A 20,930-nucleotide genomic window follows, 5' to 3' on the forward strand; every position below is an offset into this window, starting at 1 on the left:
CGTTCCGTCGAGGGTCATCGGGTCGTTCCATCCGGGTCGGGGGCGGCCGCTGCCGCGGCCTCGAGAGGGTCGATCGTCGGGACGCCGAGCTCGGCGAGGGAGGCGGCGAGCGAGTCGACGAACCGCGCGGTGTCGAGGTCGGCGCGCACCGAGACCGCGATGTCGAGGCGCTTGGCGAACGAGCTCGCGAACACGGCCGCCTCATCGTCGGGCTCGGTGACGGGCCAGAGCGTCATCGACGCGAGCTCGGCCCGTCCGAACCAGCGGCGCCGGAGGAACACAGGCAGGTACGACGCGTACCCCAGCCAGTCCTTGCTGCCCCGCGTGATGCCGCTCTCGCCGGTCTCGACGGCGGTCTGCACTTGCGATCGCACGGCGGCGACCGTCTCGGCGAGCCCCATCCCGACAGGGACGGCCACGCGCACCATCGAGACGTGGTTGCGCTTGACCTCGTTCCGTTCGCGTCGCGGCGAGACGGGCACGAGGGTCGCGATCTCGTCGCGCTCGGGGTGCAGGACCGCGAAGGCGTGCAGGGCCAGGGCCACGGTGAGGTCGGCGACGGAGCCTCCCGCTGCCCGCGCCGCCGCCTTCGCGGTCGACAGTTCGACAGTGAGGATCGCCGCGTCGCGCGGCTTGATGCTGCGCTCGAGCAGCCCCGAGCGACGGATGTACACGTCGCGGGCGGCCCGGATGTTGCGGCCCGCGACCCGGGTCAGCCGCTTCTTGAGGGGCTTGCGCCGAAACTCGGCCCACTCCTCGGCGAGGGAGGCGTGGCTCGCCGAGATGTGCCGCCGCGCGGCGAGGGTCAGCGCGAACGGGCCCCGGGGCGGACGGGGGTCGTCGGGGAAGCGCATCGGCGCGCGCCGGAACGGCTCGAACTCGACGGGCTGATCGGCGCTGAACGCCTGGATCAGCACCAGGCCGAACATTCCGTCGCCGAGCGCGTGGTGGATCCGCACCGCGAACCCCAGCTGCCCGGTCGAGAGTTCGACCACGAGGACGTCCCACAGCGGGCCGCGCGGGTCCATCGGGCCGTTGAAGGCTCCCGTCAGCAGCTCGACGTGCCGCGGGTCCCACTCGACGACCCCGGGATGGAAGCGCACATGATCGCGCACGTCGATCTCGTCGACCGAGACCCATGACGGGGTGAACAGCCCGAGCGGCGCGCGGGCGAGGCGCTGTCGCACGGCGGGCGAGGAGCGGATGAACGCCTCCCACGCCGCGAGGATCAGCTCGCGGTCGAGCGTCCCGTCGGGACGGCGGAACGGTGCGCCGTCGACGATCATCGTGCCGGTCGGGCGGGCGACCTCGTAGACGATCGCGTTCGAGACGAATTTCTCGTCGAGCGTGCGCATCGGCTCCGCCCGAGGGCGGCCCGGCCGCGGCTCAGCGGGCCGGAGGAATCGGACGGGGTGGCGGGTCATGGCGGGCTCCCAGCGGGCGGGTCGGGGGCGGTGGGGGAACGTCAGGGCGTAGCGGGCGGTGTGCCGAGGCGGATCGGCGTCGGCGGGAACTCGTCGAGGAACGTCGAGCCCGAGAGCCGCAGGCTCCGAGAGCGCACCCAGCCGCGGAGGATGCCGTCGACCATCGCGAGCTCGTCCCGCGATCCCCGTCCGCGTCGCTTCGCGGAGCGGAGCAGCCGACGTCCGCTGCGGACCGCCAGCGTCGCCGACATCCGTGCCCCGACGAGCGGCGACAGCCGCCACCACTTGCCCAGCAGCGCGCCGAGCCCCAGGCCGTAGCCGCGCATGAGGCGCCGATAGGCGGCGGGCTCGCGGGTGTTCACGTGCAGCACCACGCTCTGCGGCACGAAGACCGCGGTCCTCCCCGCGGCCAGCGCACGGCAGAACAGGTCGAGGTCTTCGGCACCGGCCAGGAAACGCCCGGCTCCGAGGACCTCGTCGAAGCCCCCGAGCGACTGCAGCACCGAGCGGCGGAACGCCATCACGGCGCCGTGTCCTGCATCGAGCCCCTGCACCGCGGTCCGGTAGGTGATCCGCTCGGTCGGAGGCACGTCGGTGTCGACGAGCGTGTGGTCGAGCATCCGCCCCGTCGCCACCGCGACCCGTTCGTCGTCGAAGGCCGAGACGAGCGCCTCGATCCATCCGGGCGTCGGCGAGCAGTCGTCGTCGGTGTAGACCACGATCGGCCGCTCGCTCGCCTCGAGGCCGAGGTTGCGGGCGATCGAGAGGCCCTTGACGTCGGTGCGGACGTACCGGACACCCGCCGCGAGGGCGACCTCTCGGGTGCGGAAGTCGGTCGAGGCCGAGTCGACGACGATCACCTCGACGCCGGGGTCGGTGCCCGCGGCGATCGCGGCGAGGGCACCGCGAAGCATCGCGGGTCGCTCCCGCGTGCAGAGGACGATCGAGACGTCTCGAGGGCTCACGGCTGGTCGTTCCTGTCCTTGGCGTCTCGGTGTTCGGCGTCGTGGCGCCGATCGACGGGACTCTCGTCGCCGACGGCCGACTGGCGGGGGGCCGCCTCCTCGCGCACGAGGCGGATCGCCGCGCGGTATGCGGCGACAAGGTCGACTCCCGCCCGCTCCCAGGTGAGTTCGCGGCGATTCTCGAACGCGGCGCGCCGCATCCGGGCGAGCAGCTCGCGGTCGGAGGAGACACGGTCGAGGTGCGCCGTGAGCGCCTCCACGTCGCGCGGCTCGTGCACGAGCCCCTGCACGCCGTCCTCCAGATTCGCCCCCGCGGCCGAGGAGACCAGAGGCACGCACCCGGCGGCCTGCGCCTCCGACGTGACCAGGGCGCTGCCCTCCTCGATGGTCGGCAAGATGAGCACGTCGGCGGTCGCGAAGACCCCGGCGACGTCGTCGGTGAAGCCGCGCAGCTCGACGCTGGGCTGATCGAGCAGACCGTCGAGGCGCTCGCGATAGCCGGGGGTGAACTCGCCGTACACGAGGAAGCGACCCGTGGCGGACGCCGTGGACGCGTGCCACGCCTGGAGTGCGTAGAGCAGCCCCTTGCGCGGCTCGATCCGGCCGACGAACACGGCAGTGAAGACGTGGTCGCTCGCGTCGCGCGGGTCGGGTTCGACCAGCCGCTCCGTGTCGACCAATGCCCCGTAGCGGTGCCGCAGGAGCTTGCGCGGCGAGAAGCCCTTCTCGAGGAAGGTGTGCTCGACCGAGGCCGACGGCACCAGGATCGCGGTCGCGGCAGCCCACTCCCGCTCCTCGCGACGCAGTCGGGTCGCGTTGTAGGTGTGCGGCGAGCCGGGCGGGGGAGTGATGCCCAGCCGCTCGTACTCCTCCGCCACGACGTCGAACGCGTGCGCCGTGTGCGTGTTCGGCGCCTCCCTGACCGAGGGCACGCCCTGCCTGGCCGCTTCATCGAAGGTGCGCGCCGAGCCCCAGGGCCAGCCGTGCACCACGTCGTAGTCGCCCTCCGCGAGGATGCGCGCGGTCACGCGGTCGTGATGCGCGATCGAGCGGTTGCGCCCGAAGAGTCGGTGCGGGAGGCGTACGCCGGCGACCGTGAGCGTGGTCACGACGCGTGCGACGGGACCGAGCTCGGCCGCGAGCGAGGCGGCGACCACGGTGACGCGGTGGCCCGCCTCCGTGAGCACGCGCACCTGGTGCAGCGCGGTCCATCCGATGCCCGGCGAGCCGATCGCGTGCGGGAACGAGTAGAGGATCGACAGCGACGCCCGCTCGGCGGGGTCGCTCGCGCTTCCGGCGCTCACGACGGGAGCGGCGGAGTCGGTCGCAGGGGTCGCCGGACGGGCGGGTGGGCCTGGTGCAGTGGTGGAGCACTGGTGCTCATCATCCATGCGTCTCCTGTCGTGAGGGCGGCGCGCTCAGGAATGAACGAGGACTACCATCCTCGACCATCTGAGAGAAGCGCAAGTGCCCTCCCGGCTCGGCGGCCGATTGAGCGCAGCAGGTTTAACACGAGCGCAACACTTTCGGCACCCGCCTACTGTGGGTTATGGTCACAATGGGTGTGTCGGGGCACCGCACTCACGGCGTCCCGGATCTCTGTCTATCCGATCGTTCGACCCACGCCCGTTCCGCCTCTTCCGCGTCCTGCCCGGGGGATGAGGATCGCGGCGGTGCACCACGTCCTGTTTTCCGAAACGGCGCCCGTCCACCGACGTCGGCCGCCACCCCCCAATCCGCCATCACCCGCCGTGATGGACGGAGGAGTTGCTCCATCGTTTGCAGCAGCAGTGCACCTCCGAGCACACGGCGAGCCTCCCGAGGTCCCACACCTCGCCGTCTGGAAGTCGAGACCGAGATGTCCGTCCCCCTTTACCTTCGAGTGCTCTGGAGCTACAAGTGGCTCCTCGCCGTCGGCGTCGTCGTCGCCGTCCTGGCCGCGCTCGTCGCCGGTTTCACCCTCAAGGACGGTCAGGTCGTCTCGCGGGCCGAGACGGCTTACCGCTCCGACACCACGATCCTCCTCGGGGGAGGCACGAAGAACCCGTTCCAGGCCGTCGCTCCCGGGCAGACGATCCAGCAGGGCACCTCGGAGGCGCAGCAGAACGACCTCACGAACACCGCGGTCATCTACGCGTACCTCGTGAGCGGCTCCGAGATCCGCTCTCAGGTCGAGGCCGCGATGGGGCCCTTCCAGCCCGGTGAGGCGCTCAGCGCCGTCCGCCGCACCACCCAGCCCGCGGGCACCGAGCAGAACCCGGGACGTTTCAGCCTCCCGATCCTCTCGATCGTCGGAGAGTCGACCGACCCGGACCGCGCCGTGCTCATCTCGGAGACCGCGTCGACGATCTTCCAGCAGTACGTCGGCGCCCAGCAGGACGCCTCCGGCGTCGCCCCGGAGCAGCGCGTGACCCTCAGCGTCACCGACCAGGGCTCGGCCGTCGCCCAGCCCGGATCGAACCCGATCATCCCGATCGCCATCACCGGCCTCGGCGTGTTCCTCGCCTTCATCGCGCTCGCGTTCATCCTCTACAACATCCGGATCTCGCGGGAGCGCGTGACCGCGAACCGCAACAGCCCCCGCCGGGGCGACTCCTTCCGCCGTGGCCCGGCCCTGGGCACCGGGGAAGCCGACGGTCGTCGTCAGGCTCTCGGCACCCCTCCCGAGGGCGCGGCCGGGGCGGGTGAGCTCGCCTCCTCCGGGAAGCGCAGCGCCACCTGAGCCGGCCACCTCAGATGAGCACGCAGACCGTGAAGGGGGCCCCGCTCGGGGTCCCCGGCAACGACGATCCCTACGCGGGCGAGATCCTCGTCCGGCGCACCTTCACGGTGCACTCCGCCCTCGCGACCATGCTGCTCGCGGCCGTCGCCGTGGCGGCGGTGTACTACCTCAATCCGCTCTACGCGGGCGCCGTCCTCTTCGGGATCTCGTTCCTCTATCTCACGCGCAAGCTCGTCTTCAACTGGACCGGCGCGTTCATCGTGCTGCTCGCGGTGATCATGTTCATCCCGGTCCGCTACTACGCACTGCCGATCCCCATCGGCTTCGCGCTGGAGCCCTACCGTCTCGTGATCGTGTTGATGGTCGTCGCGGCGATCGTCGCGCTGCTCATCGATCCGACGTTCGTCTGGCGCCCCGCCGCGTTCGGCTGGCCCTTGGGCATCTGGGTGGCCACGAGCCTCCTCTCGATCGCCGCGAACGTCGGCTACATCTCCGAGGGCGGTCTGGGCAGCGGCGTCGCCGGCGCGGTCATCAGCGATCTGCTGATGCTCTCGGTGTTCTTCGTCGCCCGCCTCGTGCTGCGCAACGAGCGCCTCATCGAGGCGGCGCTGGCCTTCCTGGTCTGGTCGGCGGTCGTGGTCGCGTTCTTCGCGGTCATCGAGCGCGCGACCCACCAGAACGTCTTCACGATGCTCGACAAGTTCCTCCCGCTCGAGCGCCTCGGTGGCGACCAGAGCGCATACCGCGCGGGCGGCTACCGTTCCTTCGGCTCCTCGCAGCACCCGATCGCGCTGGCCGTCATGTTCACCATGATGATCCCGGTCGCGGTCTACCTCTCGAAGTGGGCCCGCTGGCCGTTCAACGAGATCAACCGGCGCATCGTCTACTACGGTGCGATCCTCGCGCTCTTGCTCGGAGTCGTCACCGCGGTCTCGCGGACGGCGATCGTCACGCTCGGCGTCATGTTCCTCGTGACGCTGCTGTTCCGGCCGAAGGTCGGCGGCTGGCTGATCCTGGGGATGATCCCCGTGCTCGGGCTCGGGTTCCTCCTGGTCCCGAAAATCCTGACCGACATGATCGGCTCGTTCCTCGACCCGGATGCGCTCATCGCCTCGCAGTACACCTCGGCGGGCATGGCGGGCGCCGGTCGCCTGGCCGACCTCGAGCCGGCGATGGCGATCGTGCGTGAGCATCCGTTCTTCGGCACGGGAGTGGGCAGTCGCATCGTCGTCGGCGTCGATCGCAACGCGTTCATCCTCGACAACCAGTGGCTCGGCACCCTGATGGACGCCGGCGCGGTGGGAGTCATCGGCCTGACCGTCCTGTTCCTCGTGCCCATCGTCATGCTGCTGCGCTACTCCTTCAAGCGCACGAGCACTCCGCAGTACGCGAGCCTCGCGTTCGCCCTCGCGGTCCTTCTGGTCGGTTACACGATCGCGGCGTACTTCTACGATGCGTTCGGTTTCTACCAGGCCTTCATGCTGTTCTGGATCTTCCTGGCCGTCGGCGCGTGGGTGCTCACGGAAGCCCCGCGCAAGGCGACCCGCCGCCGCCTGGCTCCCGAGGACGCGGGACACGTCTCGGCCTTCACCCGCGGCGGCCCCCACCTGCCCACTGGGCCGGCGATCGGCGCGCACAGGAGCGACCACGTCGTCCGCAAGCCGGCGCCCCTCGAATCGTGAGCGCCCGCGTCAGCGTGGTCATCCCCGCGCACGACGAGGGGGCGGTGATCGCGAGGCTCCTGAGCGCGCTCGTCGAAGGCGACCCTGAGGGGCGGCTCGAGATCGTGGTGGGCGCCAACGGCTGCACCGACGACACGGTCGCGCGCGCGCGATCCGTCGATCCGTCGATCCTCGTGGCCGAGACCGAGCGCGCCTCCAAGATCGCCGGCCTCAACGCCGCCGACGCGCTCGCCACCGTGCTCCCCCGGATCTACCTCGACGCCGACGTCACCGTGAGCGCGGCTACCCTTCTCGCGCTCGGCGACGTCCTCGCCGAGCCGGGCGGCCCGCTCGCCGCGGCGCCCGAGTTCCACGTCGACACCCACGGCGCCTCCTGGCCGGTGCGGGCCCACTACGCGATCTGGGAACTCTCGGACTACCGCGCGAGCGGCCTGGTCGGTTCCGGGATCTACGGCCTGTCCGCCGAGGGCCGCGCTCGCTTCGGCGCGTTCCCCGAGGTGATCGCCGACGACCGCTTCGTCCAGCAGCTCTTCACACCGGAGGAGCGCCTCACTCTCGCGGGTCATCGCTTCTCGGTGAAGGCCCCGCGGCGGATGCGCAGCCAGATCAAACGCACGGTCCGCATCGCGATCGGCAACGCGCAGCTCGCCGCCTCCGGGCTCGTACCCGCCGAGAACGGGGGAGGGGGACCGGCGGCCCTGCTTCGGAGGGTCCTGCGGAGGCCGGCGCTCTGGCCGGCGTTCCCCTTCTACTGCTACGGCTATCTGCGACCGCGCCTCGAGGCGCGGTCGATCATCGCTCGAGGAGGCGTACCCGCATGGAACCGCGACGAGACGACGCGCCGATGACGGCATCGCGTGACTCCTCCTCGGGTCCGGTTCAGGCCGCCGGCTCGGGCTCCGCTGGCTCGCGTCGAGCGAGTGACGGGCAGATCGAGGCCGCGATCGACGACACCGCGCACACCACCGAGACTCTCGCGAGCGACGCCATCGCGCAGTCGCCCACCGTCGGCGACGGACCGAACCTGCCCCCCGGCCGCTCCGACCTCGGCCACAAGGCGAGCCGCGGAGTGATCCAGACCCTCGGCGGACTCTGGGGCAAGACCGCGATCCAGCTGCTCTCGACGGTCGTCCTCGCGCGTCTGCTCTCTCCCTCCGACTTCGGTCTGCTCGCGGCGGTCACCGCGATCGTCGGCGTCGCCGACCTCGTACGCGACTTCGGCCTCACCGGCGCGATCATCCAGGCGAAGAAGATGAGTGACACGGTGTGGCGCTCGGTGCTCTGGCTTTCGGTCGCGCTGGGTGTGACGGGCACGCTCGTGATCGCTGCCTCCGCCTGGCTCATCGCCGGCATCTACCAGGAGGAGCAGCTGATCGTCCTGACGATCGCCGTGGCGCCGACCCTCCTCGTCAACAGCCTGTGCATGCCGCTACAGGCACGCGTGCAGAAGGAGATGCGGTTCGGCCTCATGGCGCGCATCGACGTGGTCTCGATGCTCGTCGGAGTCGTCGGCTCGATCCTCGCCGCGTTCCTCGGGTGGGGCGTGTGGTCGCTCGTGGTGCTGCAGGGCGGGGCGCTCCTCTATCGCTTCGTCGCCCTCTGGGTCGCCGCCCGGCCGAGCTTCGGGCGCCCGCGCATCTCGCGCGAGGTCATCCCGCTCGTCACTACCGGCGGCAGCATCTTCGGGGTCCAGCTGCTCAACTACTTCGCCCGCAACGTCGACAACGTGCTCATCGGTGCACAGCTCGGCGCCGGGGTGCTCGGCCAATACACTCGCGCCTACTCGCTCTTCCTCCTTCCCTTGCAGCAGCTCAACGGGCCGTTGGGCCGCGTCGCACTGCCGGTCCTGAGCTCGCTCCAGGACGATGGCGCGCGCTATCGCCGCTATGTCCGCGGCGCGCTCCTCGTGATCGGCTACCTGACGCTCCCGACCTTCGGTGTGCTCTCGGCGCTCTCCGGGCCCCTGGTCGAGCTACTGCTCGGAGCCCAGTGGTCGTCTTCGGCGACGATCCTCTCGCTGCTCTCCATCGCCGGCATCGCGCAGGGTATCGGTAACGTGCAGGGCTGGATCTACATCTCGCTCGGCCGTGTACACCGCCAACTCGTCTATTACGTCGTGACGCGACCGCTCGTGATCGCGTCGTTCGTGGTGGGTCTGTGGTGGAACGGCGTCGAGGGCCTCGCGCTGCTCTACGGACTCACCACCCTCGCGCTCCTCGTGCCGGGCTTCTGGCTCGCCATCCGCGGCACCTTCGTCCGCGGGTCCGACGTGATCGTCCCCGTCCTGCGTCCCGCGCTCGTCGTGCCGTTCATGTACGCGGCGGCATGGGCGGTCGGCGGCCTCGGGCTGCCCGCCATCCTGCACCTGATCGTCGGGGGGCTCGCCTCGCTCGTGCCCCTCGCCCTCGCGATGGCGCTGCCCGCCTACCGCCGCGATCTGCAGCAGATCCTCGCCTTCGTGAAGCAGGTGCGGAAGCCCCGACGTCCCGCGGGTGGGGCTGGTACCGCCGGCTCCACCGCCCCCACTCGTCCCGCCACTGAAGGAGGCGCAGCATGATCCGCTCCCGTTCCGTCCGTCTCGGGGTCGTCGCCGCCCTGGCCGTCGCGATGCTGGCGGGCTGCACCCCCGGCCCGGGCCCGGTCGAGACATCCCCGCCGAGCGGACCGCTGCCTTTCCAGGCGGGCTCCATCGCAGCTCTGGGCGACTCGATCTCGGCCGGCGTCGCCGCGTGCGGACAGAACAAGCCGTGCCCGAGCGCCTCCTGGACCACCGGGGCCGACGAGAGCGTTGACTCCGTCGCACGCCGCGCGGGGGAGGCGGTCAACGCCGTCCCCGAGATCACGAACGTCGCCGCCAAGGGCGCCACCGCCTCCGACCTGCCCGCGCAGGCCGAGAAGGCGGTCGCCGCCTCTCCCGGCCTGGTGACGATCCTCATCGGAGCGAACGATGTCTGCCGCAAGCGCAGTAGCGACATCACCACGCCCGACGACTTCCGGGCGTCGATCGTGAAGACCCTCTCCACCCTCTCGAGCGGTGCGCCCGAGGCGACGATCTTCGTCTCGTCCGTGCCGAACCTGCTCGAGTTCTTCCAGACGGAGCGCACCGATTCTGAAGCCGTGGCGCGCTGGGCGGGCAGCTCGAACTGCAACTCCCTCCTCTTCGACCCCACCTCTGACGACGCCGACTCGGTCGCTCGCCGGAACACCGTGGGCACCACGATCGACGCGTACAACGCGATCCTCGGCGAGGCCTGCGCGGCCACCGCGCACTGCGTCTACGACGGCGGGGCGCTGCACGACCTCGACGTGACGACGGACGACATCTCGGATGTCGACCACTTCCACCCGTCGCGGCAGGGTCAGGCGAAGCTGGCCGACATCGCCTGGACGGCGCTGCTCGCCGGCGCACGCTGACGCCGGCTCGACGTCACCCCTCTCGAGCAGAACTGGTCGCGGCTTTCGGTGGCCCTCCCGTCGCCCGGAGCTTCCAGACGACATGAACGGTCGTTCATTGGACGACCTGGACGGCGCTCATCGCAGAGCGCGGAGGGGCTCGAGGCGTTCATCGACGTGCGCCTCGACCCTGGGCGCAACTCAGAGGACTTTCTGACGTGGACCCGTCGCATCCCTGACATCAGAGACGCCGTTCACGTCACGGGAGCCTACGACTACCTCGTTCACCTTAGTCACCGGCACGGGCGCTCTCGATAGGCTCCTGCGCGGCCTGAAGAACGATGGAGGAGCAACGCACACCCAGACTCGTCTGGCCCTCCGTTAGGTCAAATCACACAGAGAAGGCCAGTATCGCCCGGCAAGTCACCCACCCGCGGCCGAGTCGCAAACGCTCAGTTTCGAGCGATTGCGGAAACTTACAACCGGGTAGCGACGAGTTCGATGACCCGCTCCGCGATGAGAACGAGTCCAACCAGGATCATGGTTGCGCCTGCAACACGCGTCGTGGTCCGAGCGACGCGCGGGCTCGGCCCGAGAATGCGGTCGGCAGCGAAACCAAGAGCGAGGTAGAACAGGGCGCAGATGGCGGTGAACACTCCGCCGAGCGCGGCGAGCTGCACGGCGAGCGGCAAGCTCGCCTCAGGGCGAGTGAACTGAGGCAGGATCGCCAAGAAGATCAGCAGACCCTTGGGATTGAGGGCACTCACTCCGATGCCACGAACCAGAATCGCACCACTTCCTCGTCGAGCGTTCACGTCGCTCGTCTGACTGATGCGGCCGGGTGAGCGAAGGATGGTCACGCCCAGGTAGATCAAATAGGCGGCTCCAAGGAGGGTGAGGACGAACAGCGCCGCCGGCCACGCAGCGACGAGTGGCCCGACACCGACGACGACAGCGCCAGTGATGAGCGTGTACCCGATCACCAAGCCGGCAACGGCCGGGATCACGACGTGGTCCCGGGCGCCGGCCGCCAGAATGAACGCCCAGTCAGGTCCGGGAACTGCAATGAGCGTGAGCGCGACACCAGCAAACGCGGCAACAAGAACAGGGTCCATGATTCCTCCTGCTGGAAAGGTAGAAGGATCTGTCCGACAGGTGCTCCTCAATGTCAGCGCGCAAGCCGTGACGGAGAGGAGATACTGAACTATGGACGCTCTAGACCGGAAGATTCTTGCGGAGCTTCAAGACGATGGACGGTTGAGCCTCACCGATCTCGCCTCCCGCGTCGGCCTGACACTGTCACCCGCGCACCGTCGCGTGCGCGATCTGGAACGCTCCGGGGCGATCGTCGGATACCGCGCGATCGTCAACCCGGCAGCGGTGGGCCTGGCGTTCGAGGCCCTCGTGTTCGTCACGATGAAGCAAGAAGACCGCGACACCCTCCTGTCGTTCGAAGCTGCGGTAGCCCAGATACCCAACGTCCTTCAAGCGCAACGGCTCTTCGGCGACCCCGACTACCTCCTCCGCATTCGCACCGTCGACCTCGACGCCTACGCACAACTCGAAGACAACACCCTCGCCACCCTGCCCGGCGTGCAGAGGCTCACATCGACCCTCGTCATGAAGAACGTCGTAATCGACCGCGGCTACCCTGTCGACGCCTGACCGCAGAAGTCGGCGATCCTATCGATCTCTGCGAGCGGCTACGGCGCGAGTTCGTTCGATCGGAAGCGTCGGCGTGACGCGGACGCGGTACTGTGCGGAAGCAACGACTCTCAAAGGACGACGATGAGCATTGCATTCCTGCTGACCACCCTCGTGGTGGTCGCCACCCCCGGCACAGGAGCGGTGTTCTCCATCGCCGCCGGCCTCTCCCGCGGCGCCAAGGCCGGGATCGTGGCCGCGTTCGGCTGCACCCTCGGTGTCATCCCGCACATGGTCGCCGCGATCACGGGGCTCGCGATCCTGAACGCCTCCGCAATCGCGTTCCAGACAATCAAGTGGCTCGGAGTCGCCTACCTGCTCTACCTGGCGTGGAAGACCTTCCGCGACAAGTCCCTGATCGACGTCGACGCCGACACAGCTCCAGCATCGTTCTGGCGCGTGATTCGCACCGCCATCCTGATCAACCTCCTCAACCCGAAGCTGACGATCTTCTTCTTCGCGTTCCTGCCCCAGTTCGTCCCCGCGGGCGAGGTCAATGGCACCTGGCACATGGTCGGGCTGAGCCTGGTCTTCATGGTGCTGACGTTCGTCGTGTTCGCTCTCTACGGGGTGTTCGCCGCGACGATGCGCAACCAGGTCATCACCCGCCCGAAGGTCATGGCGTGGCTGCGCCGCACCTTCGCCGCGACCTACGTCCTGCTCGCCGGCCGCCTCGCCCTCGAAACCCGATAGCCGGCTATGCAGCTCAGTCACGAAATGGCGGCTCTTGGCGGTCAGCTACTCCGATACTGAGTCGGCGCGCCAGCGATGACAGTGGGGGAACCAGTCCTGGCCCCCGAACAGGCCCGTCAACGCATCGTTGAACTCGCGACAGACCTTGCTGCCCGACATGCCACGCCACTCCTCTGATACACACCAGCTCATGCGCGCGCTCGACCCAGTGATTCGGAATCGAAAGTAGGGACCGAAACCGATCCTCCCGAAATGTGGCTTCGATACGAGCCACGTGTGCGGTGCTCGCTATAGCGCATGACCGAGCGCAGTTCAGAAACAATCGTTTTCGAGCCAGTGGGGACGCGCTCCTGATCCCGTTCCGTAATCGTGGTTCGTATCGAAACCCGGTTACGGCCCGATAGGTTTCGGGCCGGGGTTCTGGGAGCTATCCAACCGACTTCTCCATATGGACCAGCTCGACTCCCGGCTGGAGAGCGACCTGCCGCGTGCGGGTGTAGCTCTCGCGTTCGTACAGGCGGATATTGGCCTCGCTGAGGTGTCCGGTGAATAGCTCAAACCGGGCCGCGCCACTTGCTTGTTCGGCGCTGCGAAGAAGCGCGGTACCGATGCCCTTTCCTTGCAGGTCGGGGGCGACGACGAGGCGGCCGATGTGCGCGGTGTCACCGTCGACAGTCCACCGAACGGCGCCGAGTAATCGTCCCTCCGCGTCGATGCCGAGCGCTGGGCCTGCCAGCTCGGCGCGCAGCTCGTCGAGGGTCTGAGTGAGTGCTGGCAGGAACGGGTCGCGATATATCTGCGCCTCCGAGGCGTACGCGGCTCGTTGCAGTGTGAGGAGTTGGCCGGCGTCACTCAGTGTGAGCGGTCGTGTGGTGTGAGACATGGAGCAGCCTTTGTGGGTGGGCTGCGCGCTAGTCGTCCGGTGTGACGGCTGCCGAGCAGCCGTGGACGTGTGTGTCGAGGGCCGCTACCGCGGCCACCAGGAGGAAGTCATTCGACGCACGGCATCAGAGTAGCGGTCCGGCCGCGCGAGTTGTAGGTTTCCGCAATAGCTCGAAACTGATCGTTTCCGGAGCCGATCAGCGTCGTCACTACAGTGACCTCATGACCACACCGAGCCACCCACAATCCGCCATGCAGAGCTACTTTGCCGCGCTCGCCTCAGGCGACGAGACCCGTCTCGTGCGTTGCTTCACCGAGGACGCCGTGTGGACCGCTCCCGGACAACTACCCAACTCGGGGACGTGGAGTGGGGCCCGCGCCATCGTCGAAGAATTCTTCCCCATCGCAACACGACGGATGGTGCCCGGATCGATGTCAACGAAAATGCTCAGTCTGACGTACGGCGAGAATAACGCGATCGTCGAATGGGAGACTGAAGCGACAATCGTGGACGGACGCACCTACACGAATAGCTACATGGCGAACTTCATCATTAGCGGCGACAGGATCTTTGAGGTTCGCGAATACTTTGACACCCAGCAAGGCCAAACGCTCTACGCCTGATCGTCTTCGGCCTCCCGGAAACGATAGTTTTCGGCGGGCGCATGGACGGGGAACACAGGGCGAGCAATGTCTCTGGGCTACACTACATTCGGTCGAGACGAGAGGCGGTCGCGTGGTCGACGTCACGGTGCTGCCGCCTTCATCGGGGTCATCCTCCTCTTCCTGATCCCTCCCGGGCCAGACATGGCGTACATGATCGCGGTGGGCTTGCAGGGCGGGCGTCGAGCCGCGGTAAAGGCCATCCTGGGTATCGGCACCGGGATGGGCGTCTACGCCGCCGCAGTTGTGGTCGGGGTCGGGGAACTCATTCGTTCCTTCCCCGTCGTCCTCGTCGTCCTGAAACTGCTCGGCGCTGGTTATCTCCTATGGCTCGCCTTCTCAACGGTCAGGAGCACTCGTCGCGCCGACGAGGACGAGAATCGCGCTCTACCCGCCGGCCGCTGGTACATGCGCGGCGTCACCATCAGCCTCACCAATCCGAAAGTGATGCTGTTCTTCCTAGCCGTGCTCCCCCAATTTCTTGGCAACGCGACCAACCCGACCGCTCAGCTCGCCCTCCTCGGGGCGGTGAATGTTGTTGCCGAAGTGCTCCTTTACGGCGCCGTGGGACTGATGGCCGGCTCGCTTCACGCCCGCTTCACCGGGTCACAGCGTGCAACGTCGGTGCTCCACTACCTCGCTGCGGGCGTCTACCTCGTGCTCGCCGCCGTGGTCATCCTCGAAACGGTGATATCCCTCAACGCCTGACTGCCAAAAACGATCGTCCTGTTCGTCGGCTCGCTCGTCACTTTCCTCGGAGGGACCGCACTCGCCATATTCGCAATCACTTCGGATCTCCCGGGCAGTCTTCGCGTCAGTCACCAGACCCACCAAAACCGGCCGCCGATCCCAGGTTCTGATCCACATTTTCGGCGAATATTGCTGCGCGCTCCGCGGACGTCGCCAGAATCCATCGTTTTCGACATGGCCGAGCTTCGTCAGGGGCATGCTGTCGCCGACAGTCGCGCAGCCGGCGGCCCCGATGGTCGCAACGGTCTCGTCGAATGTCGCCTGAGTCCGCCCGGCCACGGTCACGGTGCTGCCCGCTGCGGCCAGTGCCATGGTGATTGCGCGTCCGACGCCGGGCCACCTTCGGTGATGACGGCGTGTGTTCCGTCACGTTCGCCGCTCACGCGTCGACTCCGGTGCGCTCGACGGAGACCTCCCAGAGCTTGCGTGCGTTCTCGGGGTCGAGGGCGTAGTCCTTCACGCCGCGACGCACACCCTCGACGAACGGCTCGGCCTGCTGGCAGTCCTCGAAGTACGTGCTCGTGACACCCTCGACCAGCGGGGATGCCGCGAGCAGCGTCGAGGTGGCCGCGCCCTGCTGGGTATTCTTGACCGAGACGCCCGTGCTGCCCTTGGGGTCGAAGGACGCCGGCGGGGTCTGGATGTGGCGCCCTAGGTTGGTGTCCGCGATCCGGCCCGGGTTCAGGGCGTTGACGGCGATGCCGTCCTTCGCCCAGCGCTTGCCGGCCTCCACGGCGAACAGGATGTTGGCCGTCTTGGACTGCGCGTAGGCCAGCCACGGGTCGTACGGCTCGTTCGTGAAGTCGAGGTCCTCGAACCGCACCGGGCCGTTGACATGGCCGACCGAGCTGAGCACGACCACCCGGGCGTGGCCCGCCGCGGTGAGCGCGTCGTGCAGGCCGACGGTCAGCGCGAAGTGGCCGAGATGGTTGGTGGCGAACTGGAGTTCCCAGCCCTCGGCGGTGCGCGTCTCGGGGTTGGCCATGACGCCGGCGTTGTCGACGAGGATGTCGAGCGGTCCGGTCCAGGCGGCCACGAAGGCCTCCACCGACGACTGGTCGGCGAGGTCGAGCAGCGCGGCATGCACGTTCGCGTTGCTGGTCGACGCGGTGATCGTGGCGGCGGCCTTCTCGGCCGCCTCCAGGTTGCGGGCGGCGATCGTCACATCGGCGCCCGCCTTCGCGAGCACCCGTGCCGTCTCCTCGCCGAGGCCGGACGCGCCGCCGGTCACGATGGCGCGGTTGCCGGTCAAGTCGATCCCGGCGATCACCTCGTCTGCGGTGCTGGTCGCCCCGAAGAGGGTTGTGATGCTGTTGGTCATTGTTAAGTTCCTTTCAGTCACGTAGACTCTTAAACGGAGCCGGGTCCGCTTACATCTCACCGTAAGTGGAGCGGGCTCCGTTTACAAGGAGCCTTGTGGAATGACCGACACCCGAACCCTTCGCGCAGATGCGCAGCAGAATCACGACCGAATCCTCGAGGCGGCGGCGGCGGCCTTCGCCCGCGAAGGCGCCGACACGTCGCTCAAGGCGATCGCCCAGGAGGCCGGGGTCGGGATCGGGACCCTCTACCGCCGGTTCCCCACGCGCGAGGACCTGATCGAGGCGACCTACCGCGACCAGACCGCACGCCTGTGCCGACAGGCCGATGCCCTGCTCGAAAAGACCGCGGCCTCCCACGCCCTCCGGCAGTGGATGGACGGGTTCGTCGACTACATGACGACCAAGCACGGCATGGTCGAGGCGCTGCCGCGCATCCTCGCCGCCCGCGAGGGACTTCGCGGCAGCAGCCGCGACCTGCTCCGGACCGCGATCGCCACCCTGCTCGGCGCGGGCATCGCAGACGGGGCGCTCCGGGACGACGTGGCCGCCGACGACGTGATGATGGCGCTGGGCGGGATCACCCTCATCACCGAGAACGAGCGCGACCTCGAGCTCGCCGCGCGCCTGCTCGATCTGCTGATGGCGGGATTGCGGGCCGAGTCAGCAGGCTAGCCCGCGACCTGCCACGACCGACCAGTTTCGGCTCGTCGAGGACCACTCTTGACGACGCTCGCGGAAATCGGACAGCGCAGGCTGGCCCCAAGATTTCTCACGACGGAGCACCCAAGAGCCAGTCAGCGGTTTTCGACTCTGAAGGTCGATTGCGGGCACGACGCAGCAGATCAAGCCTCGTTTCGCATAGACCGTTTCTCGACTGATCCCGCACTGCCTAGGTGTTCTGTCCAGGGATGTTGGTTGAGGTGTGACGATTCGCTGTAGTCGTTGAAACGGGGCGAGGATCTCCCGGTTGAGAGTGGAGCTGCTACCGCTTCGACTCCCACCAGGAGGTCCTCGTGTCCCACGCTCACGCCGCTCTCGCTCCGCGGCACCGCGAACGCATTGGCAGGCTCGTCGTCGAGGACGGCTGGACGATCGCCGCGGCAGCGGCGTTCTTCCGCGTGTCCTGGCCGACCGCGAACGAGCCTGTCAAGTTGTGTGTGTAAGTGCGTGGTCCTCGGGGGTTAGAGGTAGCGTCGGATTCGTTTGGCGATTTGATCGCGTTGGTCGTATAGATCACCCGGCGGACCTCGGGCGGGAACGCGAGGAAGGGCGTGAACTGCTCCTCCCGCGCTCTCGAACACCGCCGCCGCGTGCGGGTTCGCGCGCCCAGTTCCGACGCAGTGAACGCCTCCAATGCGGTCTTGGCGGCGTCCGCGGTCGGTGCTTGATAGACCGGCTTCAGCGCGACGGCGACGGCTTTTTGCGCTCCCAGAGCCGTCTGGGTGCCGGTGCTGCGAAACGGCGATTCACGAGATCGCTCGGCAGCACCGTCGTCTTATCGGAGCGCGTCGTGAGAACGGAACGAAAGTCAGGCCGATTCACAGGCCAACGCTGGCGTCCCGAAAGCAACCCCGGCTAGGCAGTGCGGGCTCAGTCGAGAAACGGTCTATGCGTAAACGAGGCTTGATCCGCTGCGTCGTGCCCGCAATCGACCTTCAGAGCCGAAAACCGCTGACTGACTCTTGGGTGCTCGGTCGTGAGAAATCTTGGGGCCAGCCTGCGCTGTCCGATTTCCGCGAGCGTCGTCAAGGGTGGTCCTCGACGATGAGTTCATGATTGAAGTTTCGAGAGAACCTGTGGTGTCACGCCGCACGCTGATTTACTATGTGATGCTCGCTCTGGTCTGGGGGTCGAGCTTCTTCTTCGTTGGTGTTGGGTTGCAAGATCTCGCGCCGACCCAAGTGGTGTTCGCTCGTGTGGTAATCGGTGCGGTGGTCCTTGGGGGCGTCTGCCTCGTCAGTCGTCAACGACTGCCTCGCGGACGGAGCATTTGGGCGCATCTCTTCGTCGTGGCGATGCTGCTCTGTGTGGTGCCGTTCTTGCTGTTCGCGTGGGCACAGCAGCATGTCCCGTCAAGCGTGGCCAGCATCATCAACGCGACGACACCGTTGATGACCATGGCTGTCGCGCTGCTGGCGCTGCCTTCCGAGCGTCCAGACCGTTGGAAAGTGGGCGGGCTTGGCGTGGGGTTCATCGGCATCCTGCTCGTTCTCGATCCATTCAGCGGATTCGATGGCGATACCGGCCCGCTCGGCTATCTCGCTTGCCTTGGAGCGACGCTCAGCTACGGGATTGCATTCGTGTATATGCGCCGGTTCGTCTCTCCCCAACACCTCGCCGCAATCCCTACTGCTACTGCACAAGTGGGCATGGCGGCAATCGTCATGGTGATCCTCAGCCCATTCATCGCCAACCAACCGTTCGTGATCTCTCCAGCGATGGTGGCGTCGATGCTCGCTCTTGGAGCATTCGGCACTGGCCTGGCCTATGTGTGGAACGCGAGCATCGTCGCCACCTGGGGTGCGACTGTCGCATCTACTGTCACGTACGTCGCGCCTGTTATCGGGATCACGCTCGGGATTCTCGTCCTTGGCGAGGATCTCTCGTGGTATCAGCCGATAGGTGCCGTCGTGGTCGTGCTCGGCATTCTCGTGAGCCAGCGACGCCTGCCTCAGCTTCGCTGTCGTCGCGTGCGGCCCTTGACGGGGATGCTCGGAAACGCTGACGACTATCACATTTAGGCGTATTGGCGTCTGCCCGGTTGGTGTCCGAGCCGACACAGAGTGGCGCGAAAATCTGGACATTCATCACCGCGATTCACAGCCTAGGAGGCTCTCCTCAACTCTTGTTTACTCAAAACCTGCGCTCGAGTTTTTTGAGCAAAGACGTAGACTCGTAGATGGGCAGGGAGATCCTGATGAGCATTTCGCACGCGGAGGAATCGTTCGAGCAGGCGGAGATCCTGTCTTCCGACGAGATAGTGGCACTCGACGAAGCAATTGAGGCGGGTGTCGAGCAGGTGGCGTTCTCCTACGGGCCTCTGCCCGAGGAGATTGCCGCGCCGTGATGGCAGGCTGGAGACGTGGGGTGAGGACCCCACGTCTCCAGCTTTCAGGAATCGAAGAAATGGACCTAACTCGTCACATCACTGACGCCGTCGCCCGCTACTGGGCCGACGACGTGCAGATCCTTGGCGCCTGGCCGGACGGACCGGCGGGGGCCTGCGTCGTGTACCGCCGCACCATCGACCCGACCGTGACCCTGGGCCACAGATTCCAATTCACTGCAAATGCGGCTGACGGCACCCTAGAGGGGTACGCGCGGGACATCGCGATTAATCTTGCCGAGCCGATCGGTGCCGCCGCGAGGACCAGTCGTCCGGATGGTTACGGCATCGTCTGGGTAGCAGTCGCCGAGAACGAGCCGACACCTCGGCCGCCTGTCGAGGTTGTCGAGCGGCTGAGAGCGTGGCCCAACGCGTGAGGTAACCTTCGCCAGCCTGCACGCTCAACGCGTCGATGCCGCCGCCTCGAGCACGGACTCGCGGGCGTAGCGGATCAGTCCGCGGCCGAGGTTGTGGAACGTTGGCCCGACGTCCTGGCCACGCCACCGACGCAGCTCCGCCACGTCGCGGCCGAGGAGTGCCCCCGGCCTCGTCAGGGGTCAGCAGAACGGGTGCAGGGGAGTGCTCGTGCAGCATCAGACGTCCTCTCTCGTGAGTGTGTCGATGACGGTCACGTACTCGGTTCCGTTGACCGTCACCGTGTTCGCGAGCCGGTACCCGTGCCGGCCGTAGTCGTGCAGTTGTTGGTCGCGTTCCTCGATCTTCTGTGAGAGCCGGTAGTGGTCCTCGTCGCCGCAGGGGAGCGTGGTGTGGATCGTCGCGAAGCTCACTGTCGTGCTCATCGCTCACACCGCCCTTGACTTGACCAGATCGTCGATCCGATCGGGTCGGAAACCCGACCACGGATCACCCGCGCCTTTGATGACGGGCGCGTGGAGGAAGCCCGACTCCTTGACGTGCTGCAACGCCACTGGATCGCCGGCCAGGTCGATCATCCGGTATGCGACGCCGGCGTTGTCGAGCGCTCGCAGCGTCGCGGTGCACTGCACACATCCGTCCTTGGAGTACACGGTCAGTGGTTCATCGTCCATGGCACTTCTCCTCTCCAAACCGGCGCGTGTCATCCTCAGGCCCCCGTTGGAGGCGACACCGGCCAAACGAGCGCTTGCTGTCGTCTCGCCAGCGCCGAGCGCCCAGCTGGTCGCCGTCATCACAGAGTCCGTATGGAGGTCGTTATCCGGGCACTCACGCAGCGCCGGCCGACGTCGCGCCGTCGACCAGGTGCCGAGCGTGAGGTTGCTCTCTCTGTGGCGGCGTCCTGTGATCGCTTCGTGTCGCAGGGGCGGTGGTCGCTCGCGTCTACGCCTCGCCGCGTAGCCCGATCGCGACCAGGGATCCCGCCGCGTCACGGACGCGCTTCGGCGCGTCGTCGGCGTGCCCGTGTTGTGCGGTGACGGCCACGGTGAGCGCGTCGCCGTGCAGGTGCGGGTGCTCCAGATGGTCGCGTCGATCCCGTCGAGCACATGGACGGTGCAGGCGGCGAGCACCATGACCCGCTGCCCGTCCGTGACCGCGTTCCGGACTTCGCGCCATGCCTCCTCCGGGGCGCAGTGTCGCGTTGCCCGCTCTGTGGCGGCGTTCTTCGATCGCTTCGTGTCACCGTGGC

23 protein-coding genes and 1 pseudogene are annotated in these 20,930 nt (G+C 67.5%); 15 read left to right on the top strand and 9 right to left on the bottom strand.

The window, feature by feature from the left end; genetic code table 11:
* Positions 1-14: 14 nt before the first annotated feature.
* The 3 genes from ITJ45_RS01780 to ITJ45_RS01790 all read right to left on the bottom strand — a co-directional run bounded on the left by ITJ45_RS01780 (position 15) and on the right by ITJ45_RS01790 (position 3,780).
* Complete coding sequence (locus ITJ45_RS01780) at positions 15-1,355, bottom strand: wax ester/triacylglycerol synthase domain-containing protein (RefSeq protein ID WP_194607131.1); 1,341 nt, start codon at positions 1,353-1,355, stop codon at positions 15-17.
* A gap of 110 nt (positions 1,356-1,465) precedes the next feature.
* Complete coding sequence (locus tag ITJ45_RS01785) at positions 1,466-2,389, bottom strand: glycosyltransferase family 2 protein (protein WP_194607132.1); 924 nt, start codon at positions 2,387-2,389, stop codon at positions 1,466-1,468.
* Positions 2,386-3,780, bottom strand: a complete 1,395-nt coding sequence (locus ITJ45_RS01790; protein WP_194607133.1) for a glycosyltransferase family 4 protein — start codon at positions 3,778-3,780, stop codon at positions 2,386-2,388. Before ITJ45_RS01790 ends, ITJ45_RS01785 begins: the two co-directional genes overlap by 4 nt.
* 467 nt (positions 3,781-4,247) lie before the next feature.
* Here ITJ45_RS01790 and ITJ45_RS01795 point away from each other — a divergent pair, with 467 nt between their 5' ends.
* The 6 genes from ITJ45_RS01795 to ITJ45_RS14390 all read left to right on the top strand — a co-directional run bounded on the left by ITJ45_RS01795 (position 4,248) and on the right by ITJ45_RS14390 (position 10,504).
* On the top strand, positions 4,248-5,111 hold the full coding sequence (locus tag ITJ45_RS01795) for a hypothetical protein (protein ID WP_194607134.1): 864 nt from the start codon (positions 4,248-4,250) through the stop codon (positions 5,109-5,111).
* Positions 5,112-5,125: 14 nt separating this feature from the next.
* Entirely contained in the window at positions 5,126-6,793 is a 1,668-nt protein-coding gene (locus tag ITJ45_RS01800; protein ID WP_194607135.1) for an O-antigen ligase family protein, read from the top strand.
* On the top strand, positions 6,790-7,641 hold the full coding sequence (locus tag ITJ45_RS01805; RefSeq protein ID WP_194607136.1) for a glycosyltransferase: 852 nt from the start codon (positions 6,790-6,792) through the stop codon (positions 7,639-7,641). The genes ITJ45_RS01800 and ITJ45_RS01805 overlap by 4 nt, the downstream gene beginning before the upstream one ends.
* Positions 7,611-9,350 carry a lipopolysaccharide biosynthesis protein gene (locus ITJ45_RS01810; RefSeq protein WP_194607137.1) on the top strand — a complete coding sequence of 580 codons (1,740 nt, stop codon included), beginning with the start codon at positions 7,611-7,613 and terminating at the stop codon, positions 9,348-9,350. Before ITJ45_RS01805 ends, ITJ45_RS01810 begins: the two co-directional genes overlap by 31 nt.
* On the top strand, positions 9,347-10,207 hold the full coding sequence (locus ITJ45_RS01815) for an SGNH/GDSL hydrolase family protein (RefSeq protein ID WP_194607138.1): 861 nt from the start codon (positions 9,347-9,349) through the stop codon (positions 10,205-10,207). The genes ITJ45_RS01810 and ITJ45_RS01815 overlap by 4 nt, the downstream gene beginning before the upstream one ends.
* 156 nt (positions 10,208-10,363) lie before the next feature.
* Complete coding sequence (locus ITJ45_RS14390) at positions 10,364-10,504, top strand: Lrp/AsnC ligand binding domain-containing protein (protein WP_416365257.1); 141 nt, start codon at positions 10,364-10,366, stop codon at positions 10,502-10,504.
* Between the two features lie 158 nt (positions 10,505-10,662).
* Here the strand turns inward: ITJ45_RS14390 and ITJ45_RS01825 are convergent, their stop codons facing one another.
* Positions 10,663-11,301: a LysE family translocator gene (locus tag ITJ45_RS01825; RefSeq protein WP_194607139.1), complete on the bottom strand. Its 639-nt coding sequence runs from the start codon at positions 11,299-11,301 to the stop codon at positions 10,663-10,665.
* 91 nt (positions 11,302-11,392) lie between these two features.
* Between ITJ45_RS01825 and ITJ45_RS01830 the strand changes: the two genes are divergently transcribed.
* On the top strand, positions 11,393-11,851 hold the full coding sequence (locus ITJ45_RS01830) for an Lrp/AsnC family transcriptional regulator (RefSeq protein ID WP_194607140.1): 459 nt from the start codon (positions 11,393-11,395) through the stop codon (positions 11,849-11,851).
* A gap of 123 nt (positions 11,852-11,974) precedes the next feature.
* Complete coding sequence (locus tag ITJ45_RS01835) at positions 11,975-12,583, top strand: LysE family translocator (RefSeq protein ID WP_194607141.1); 609 nt, start codon at positions 11,975-11,977, stop codon at positions 12,581-12,583.
* A 427-nt stretch (positions 12,584-13,010) separates the two neighbouring features.
* Here the strand turns inward: ITJ45_RS01835 and ITJ45_RS01840 are convergent, their stop codons facing one another.
* Positions 13,011-13,466: a GNAT family N-acetyltransferase gene (locus ITJ45_RS01840; protein WP_194607142.1), complete on the bottom strand. Its 456-nt coding sequence runs from the start codon at positions 13,464-13,466 to the stop codon at positions 13,011-13,013.
* 221 nt (positions 13,467-13,687) lie between these two features.
* On the opposite strand from ITJ45_RS01840, the gene ITJ45_RS01845 reads away from it, so the two are divergent.
* Together ITJ45_RS01845 and ITJ45_RS01850 are read left to right on the top strand one after the other, a co-directional pair.
* Positions 13,688-14,089 (top strand): nuclear transport factor 2 family protein, encoded by a 402-nt coding sequence (locus ITJ45_RS01845; RefSeq protein WP_194607143.1) that lies wholly within the window; start codon positions 13,688-13,690, stop codon positions 14,087-14,089.
* A gap of 183 nt (positions 14,090-14,272) precedes the next feature.
* On the top strand, positions 14,273-14,836 hold the full coding sequence (locus tag ITJ45_RS01850; RefSeq protein WP_267238130.1) for a LysE family translocator: 564 nt from the start codon (positions 14,273-14,275) through the stop codon (positions 14,834-14,836).
* A 421-nt stretch (positions 14,837-15,257) separates the two neighbouring features.
* On the opposite strand, the gene ITJ45_RS01855 is transcribed toward ITJ45_RS01850, so the two are convergent.
* Complete coding sequence (locus ITJ45_RS01855; RefSeq protein ID WP_194607144.1) at positions 15,258-16,199, bottom strand: SDR family NAD(P)-dependent oxidoreductase; 942 nt, start codon at positions 16,197-16,199, stop codon at positions 15,258-15,260.
* Positions 16,200-16,299: 100 nt separating this feature from the next.
* Here ITJ45_RS01855 and ITJ45_RS01860 point away from each other — a divergent pair, with 100 nt between their 5' ends.
* The gene (locus ITJ45_RS01860) at positions 16,300-16,872 is read left to right on the top strand and encodes a TetR/AcrR family transcriptional regulator (protein ID WP_194607145.1); all 573 of its coding nucleotides are present in this window, start codon (positions 16,300-16,302) and stop codon (positions 16,870-16,872) included.
* A gap of 341 nt (positions 16,873-17,213) precedes the next feature.
* The gene (locus ITJ45_RS13915) at positions 17,214-17,363 is read left to right on the top strand and encodes a hypothetical protein (RefSeq protein WP_416365258.1); all 150 of its coding nucleotides are present in this window, start codon (positions 17,214-17,216) and stop codon (positions 17,361-17,363) included.
* Between the two features lie 38 nt (positions 17,364-17,401).
* Here ITJ45_RS13915 and ITJ45_RS13920 read toward each other — a convergent pair.
* Positions 17,402-17,629 (bottom strand): annotated as a pseudogene (locus ITJ45_RS13920) (transposase); the annotation flags it as partial.
* Positions 17,630-17,951: 322 nt separating this feature from the next.
* Here ITJ45_RS13920 and ITJ45_RS01870 point away from each other — a divergent pair.
* The 3 genes from ITJ45_RS01870 (at position 17,952) to ITJ45_RS01880 (ending at position 19,683) form a co-directional block, all read left to right on the top strand.
* Positions 17,952-18,941, top strand: a complete 990-nt coding sequence (locus tag ITJ45_RS01870) for a DMT family transporter (RefSeq protein ID WP_323742813.1) — start codon at positions 17,952-17,954, stop codon at positions 18,939-18,941.
* Between the two features lie 158 nt (positions 18,942-19,099).
* The gene (locus ITJ45_RS01875) at positions 19,100-19,267 is read left to right on the top strand and encodes a hypothetical protein (RefSeq protein ID WP_194607146.1); all 168 of its coding nucleotides are present in this window, start codon (positions 19,100-19,102) and stop codon (positions 19,265-19,267) included.
* A gap of 59 nt (positions 19,268-19,326) precedes the next feature.
* A complete protein-coding gene (locus ITJ45_RS01880) occupies positions 19,327-19,683 on the top strand; it encodes a hypothetical protein (protein ID WP_194607147.1) in 357 nt (118 codons plus the stop codon).
* Between the two features lie 216 nt (positions 19,684-19,899).
* Here ITJ45_RS01880 and ITJ45_RS01885 read toward each other — a convergent pair whose 3' ends face one another.
* Together ITJ45_RS01885 and ITJ45_RS01890 are read right to left on the bottom strand one after the other, a co-directional pair.
* The gene (locus ITJ45_RS01885; protein ID WP_194607148.1) at positions 19,900-20,106 is read right to left on the bottom strand and encodes a hypothetical protein; all 207 of its coding nucleotides are present in this window, start codon (positions 20,104-20,106) and stop codon (positions 19,900-19,902) included.
* Between the two features lie 3 nt (positions 20,107-20,109).
* Complete coding sequence (locus tag ITJ45_RS01890; RefSeq protein WP_194607149.1) at positions 20,110-20,355, bottom strand: glutaredoxin domain-containing protein; 246 nt, start codon at positions 20,353-20,355, stop codon at positions 20,110-20,112.
* Positions 20,356-20,930: the final 575 nt, after the last annotated feature.

The organism is Rathayibacter sp. VKM Ac-2879 (assembly GCF_015351245.1).
Classification (GTDB): domain Bacteria; phylum Actinomycetota; class Actinomycetes; order Actinomycetales; family Microbacteriaceae; genus Rathayibacter.

What these genes read in the sequence shown, in the direction of transcription:
- ITJ45_RS01780 (WP_194607131.1), bottom strand. Translation starts at nt 1,355, where the DNA reads ATGCGCACGCTCGACGAGAAATTCGTCTCGAACGCGATCGTCTACGAG.
- ITJ45_RS01790 (WP_194607133.1), bottom strand. Translation starts at nt 3,780, where the DNA reads ATGGATGATGAGCACCAGTGCTCCACCACTGCACCAGGCCCACCCGCC.
- ITJ45_RS01795 (WP_194607134.1), top strand. Translation starts at nt 4,248, where the DNA reads ATGTCCGTCCCCCTTTACCTTCGAGTGCTCTGGAGCTACAAGTGGCTC.
- ITJ45_RS01800 (WP_194607135.1), top strand. Translation starts at nt 5,126, where the DNA reads ATGAGCACGCAGACCGTGAAGGGGGCCCCGCTCGGGGTCCCCGGCAAC.
- ITJ45_RS01810 (WP_194607137.1), top strand. Translation starts at nt 7,611, where the DNA reads ATGGAACCGCGACGAGACGACGCGCCGATGACGGCATCGCGTGACTCC.
- ITJ45_RS01815 (WP_194607138.1), top strand. Translation starts at nt 9,347, where the DNA reads ATGATCCGCTCCCGTTCCGTCCGTCTCGGGGTCGTCGCCGCCCTGGCC.
- ITJ45_RS01825 (WP_194607139.1), bottom strand. Translation starts at nt 11,301, where the DNA reads ATGGACCCTGTTCTTGTTGCCGCGTTTGCTGGTGTCGCGCTCACGCTC.
- ITJ45_RS01830 (WP_194607140.1), top strand. Translation starts at nt 11,393, where the DNA reads ATGGACGCTCTAGACCGGAAGATTCTTGCGGAGCTTCAAGACGATGGA.
- ITJ45_RS01835 (WP_194607141.1), top strand. Translation starts at nt 11,975, where the DNA reads ATGAGCATTGCATTCCTGCTGACCACCCTCGTGGTGGTCGCCACCCCC.
- ITJ45_RS01840 (WP_194607142.1), bottom strand. Translation starts at nt 13,466, where the DNA reads ATGTCTCACACCACACGACCGCTCACACTGAGTGACGCCGGCCAACTC.
- ITJ45_RS01845 (WP_194607143.1), top strand. Translation starts at nt 13,688, where the DNA reads ATGACCACACCGAGCCACCCACAATCCGCCATGCAGAGCTACTTTGCC.
- ITJ45_RS01850 (WP_267238130.1), top strand. Translation starts at nt 14,273, where the DNA reads ATGGCGTACATGATCGCGGTGGGCTTGCAGGGCGGGCGTCGAGCCGCG.
- ITJ45_RS01855 (WP_194607144.1), bottom strand. Translation starts at nt 16,199, where the DNA reads ATGACCAACAGCATCACAACCCTCTTCGGGGCGACCAGCACCGCAGAC.
- ITJ45_RS01860 (WP_194607145.1), top strand. Translation starts at nt 16,300, where the DNA reads ATGACCGACACCCGAACCCTTCGCGCAGATGCGCAGCAGAATCACGAC.
- ITJ45_RS01875 (WP_194607146.1), top strand. Translation starts at nt 19,100, where the DNA reads ATGGGCAGGGAGATCCTGATGAGCATTTCGCACGCGGAGGAATCGTTC.
- ITJ45_RS01880 (WP_194607147.1), top strand. Translation starts at nt 19,327, where the DNA reads ATGGACCTAACTCGTCACATCACTGACGCCGTCGCCCGCTACTGGGCC.
- ITJ45_RS01885 (WP_194607148.1), bottom strand. Translation starts at nt 20,106, where the DNA reads ATGAGCACGACAGTGAGCTTCGCGACGATCCACACCACGCTCCCCTGC.
- ITJ45_RS01890 (WP_194607149.1), bottom strand. Translation starts at nt 20,355, where the DNA reads ATGGACGATGAACCACTGACCGTGTACTCCAAGGACGGATGTGTGCAG.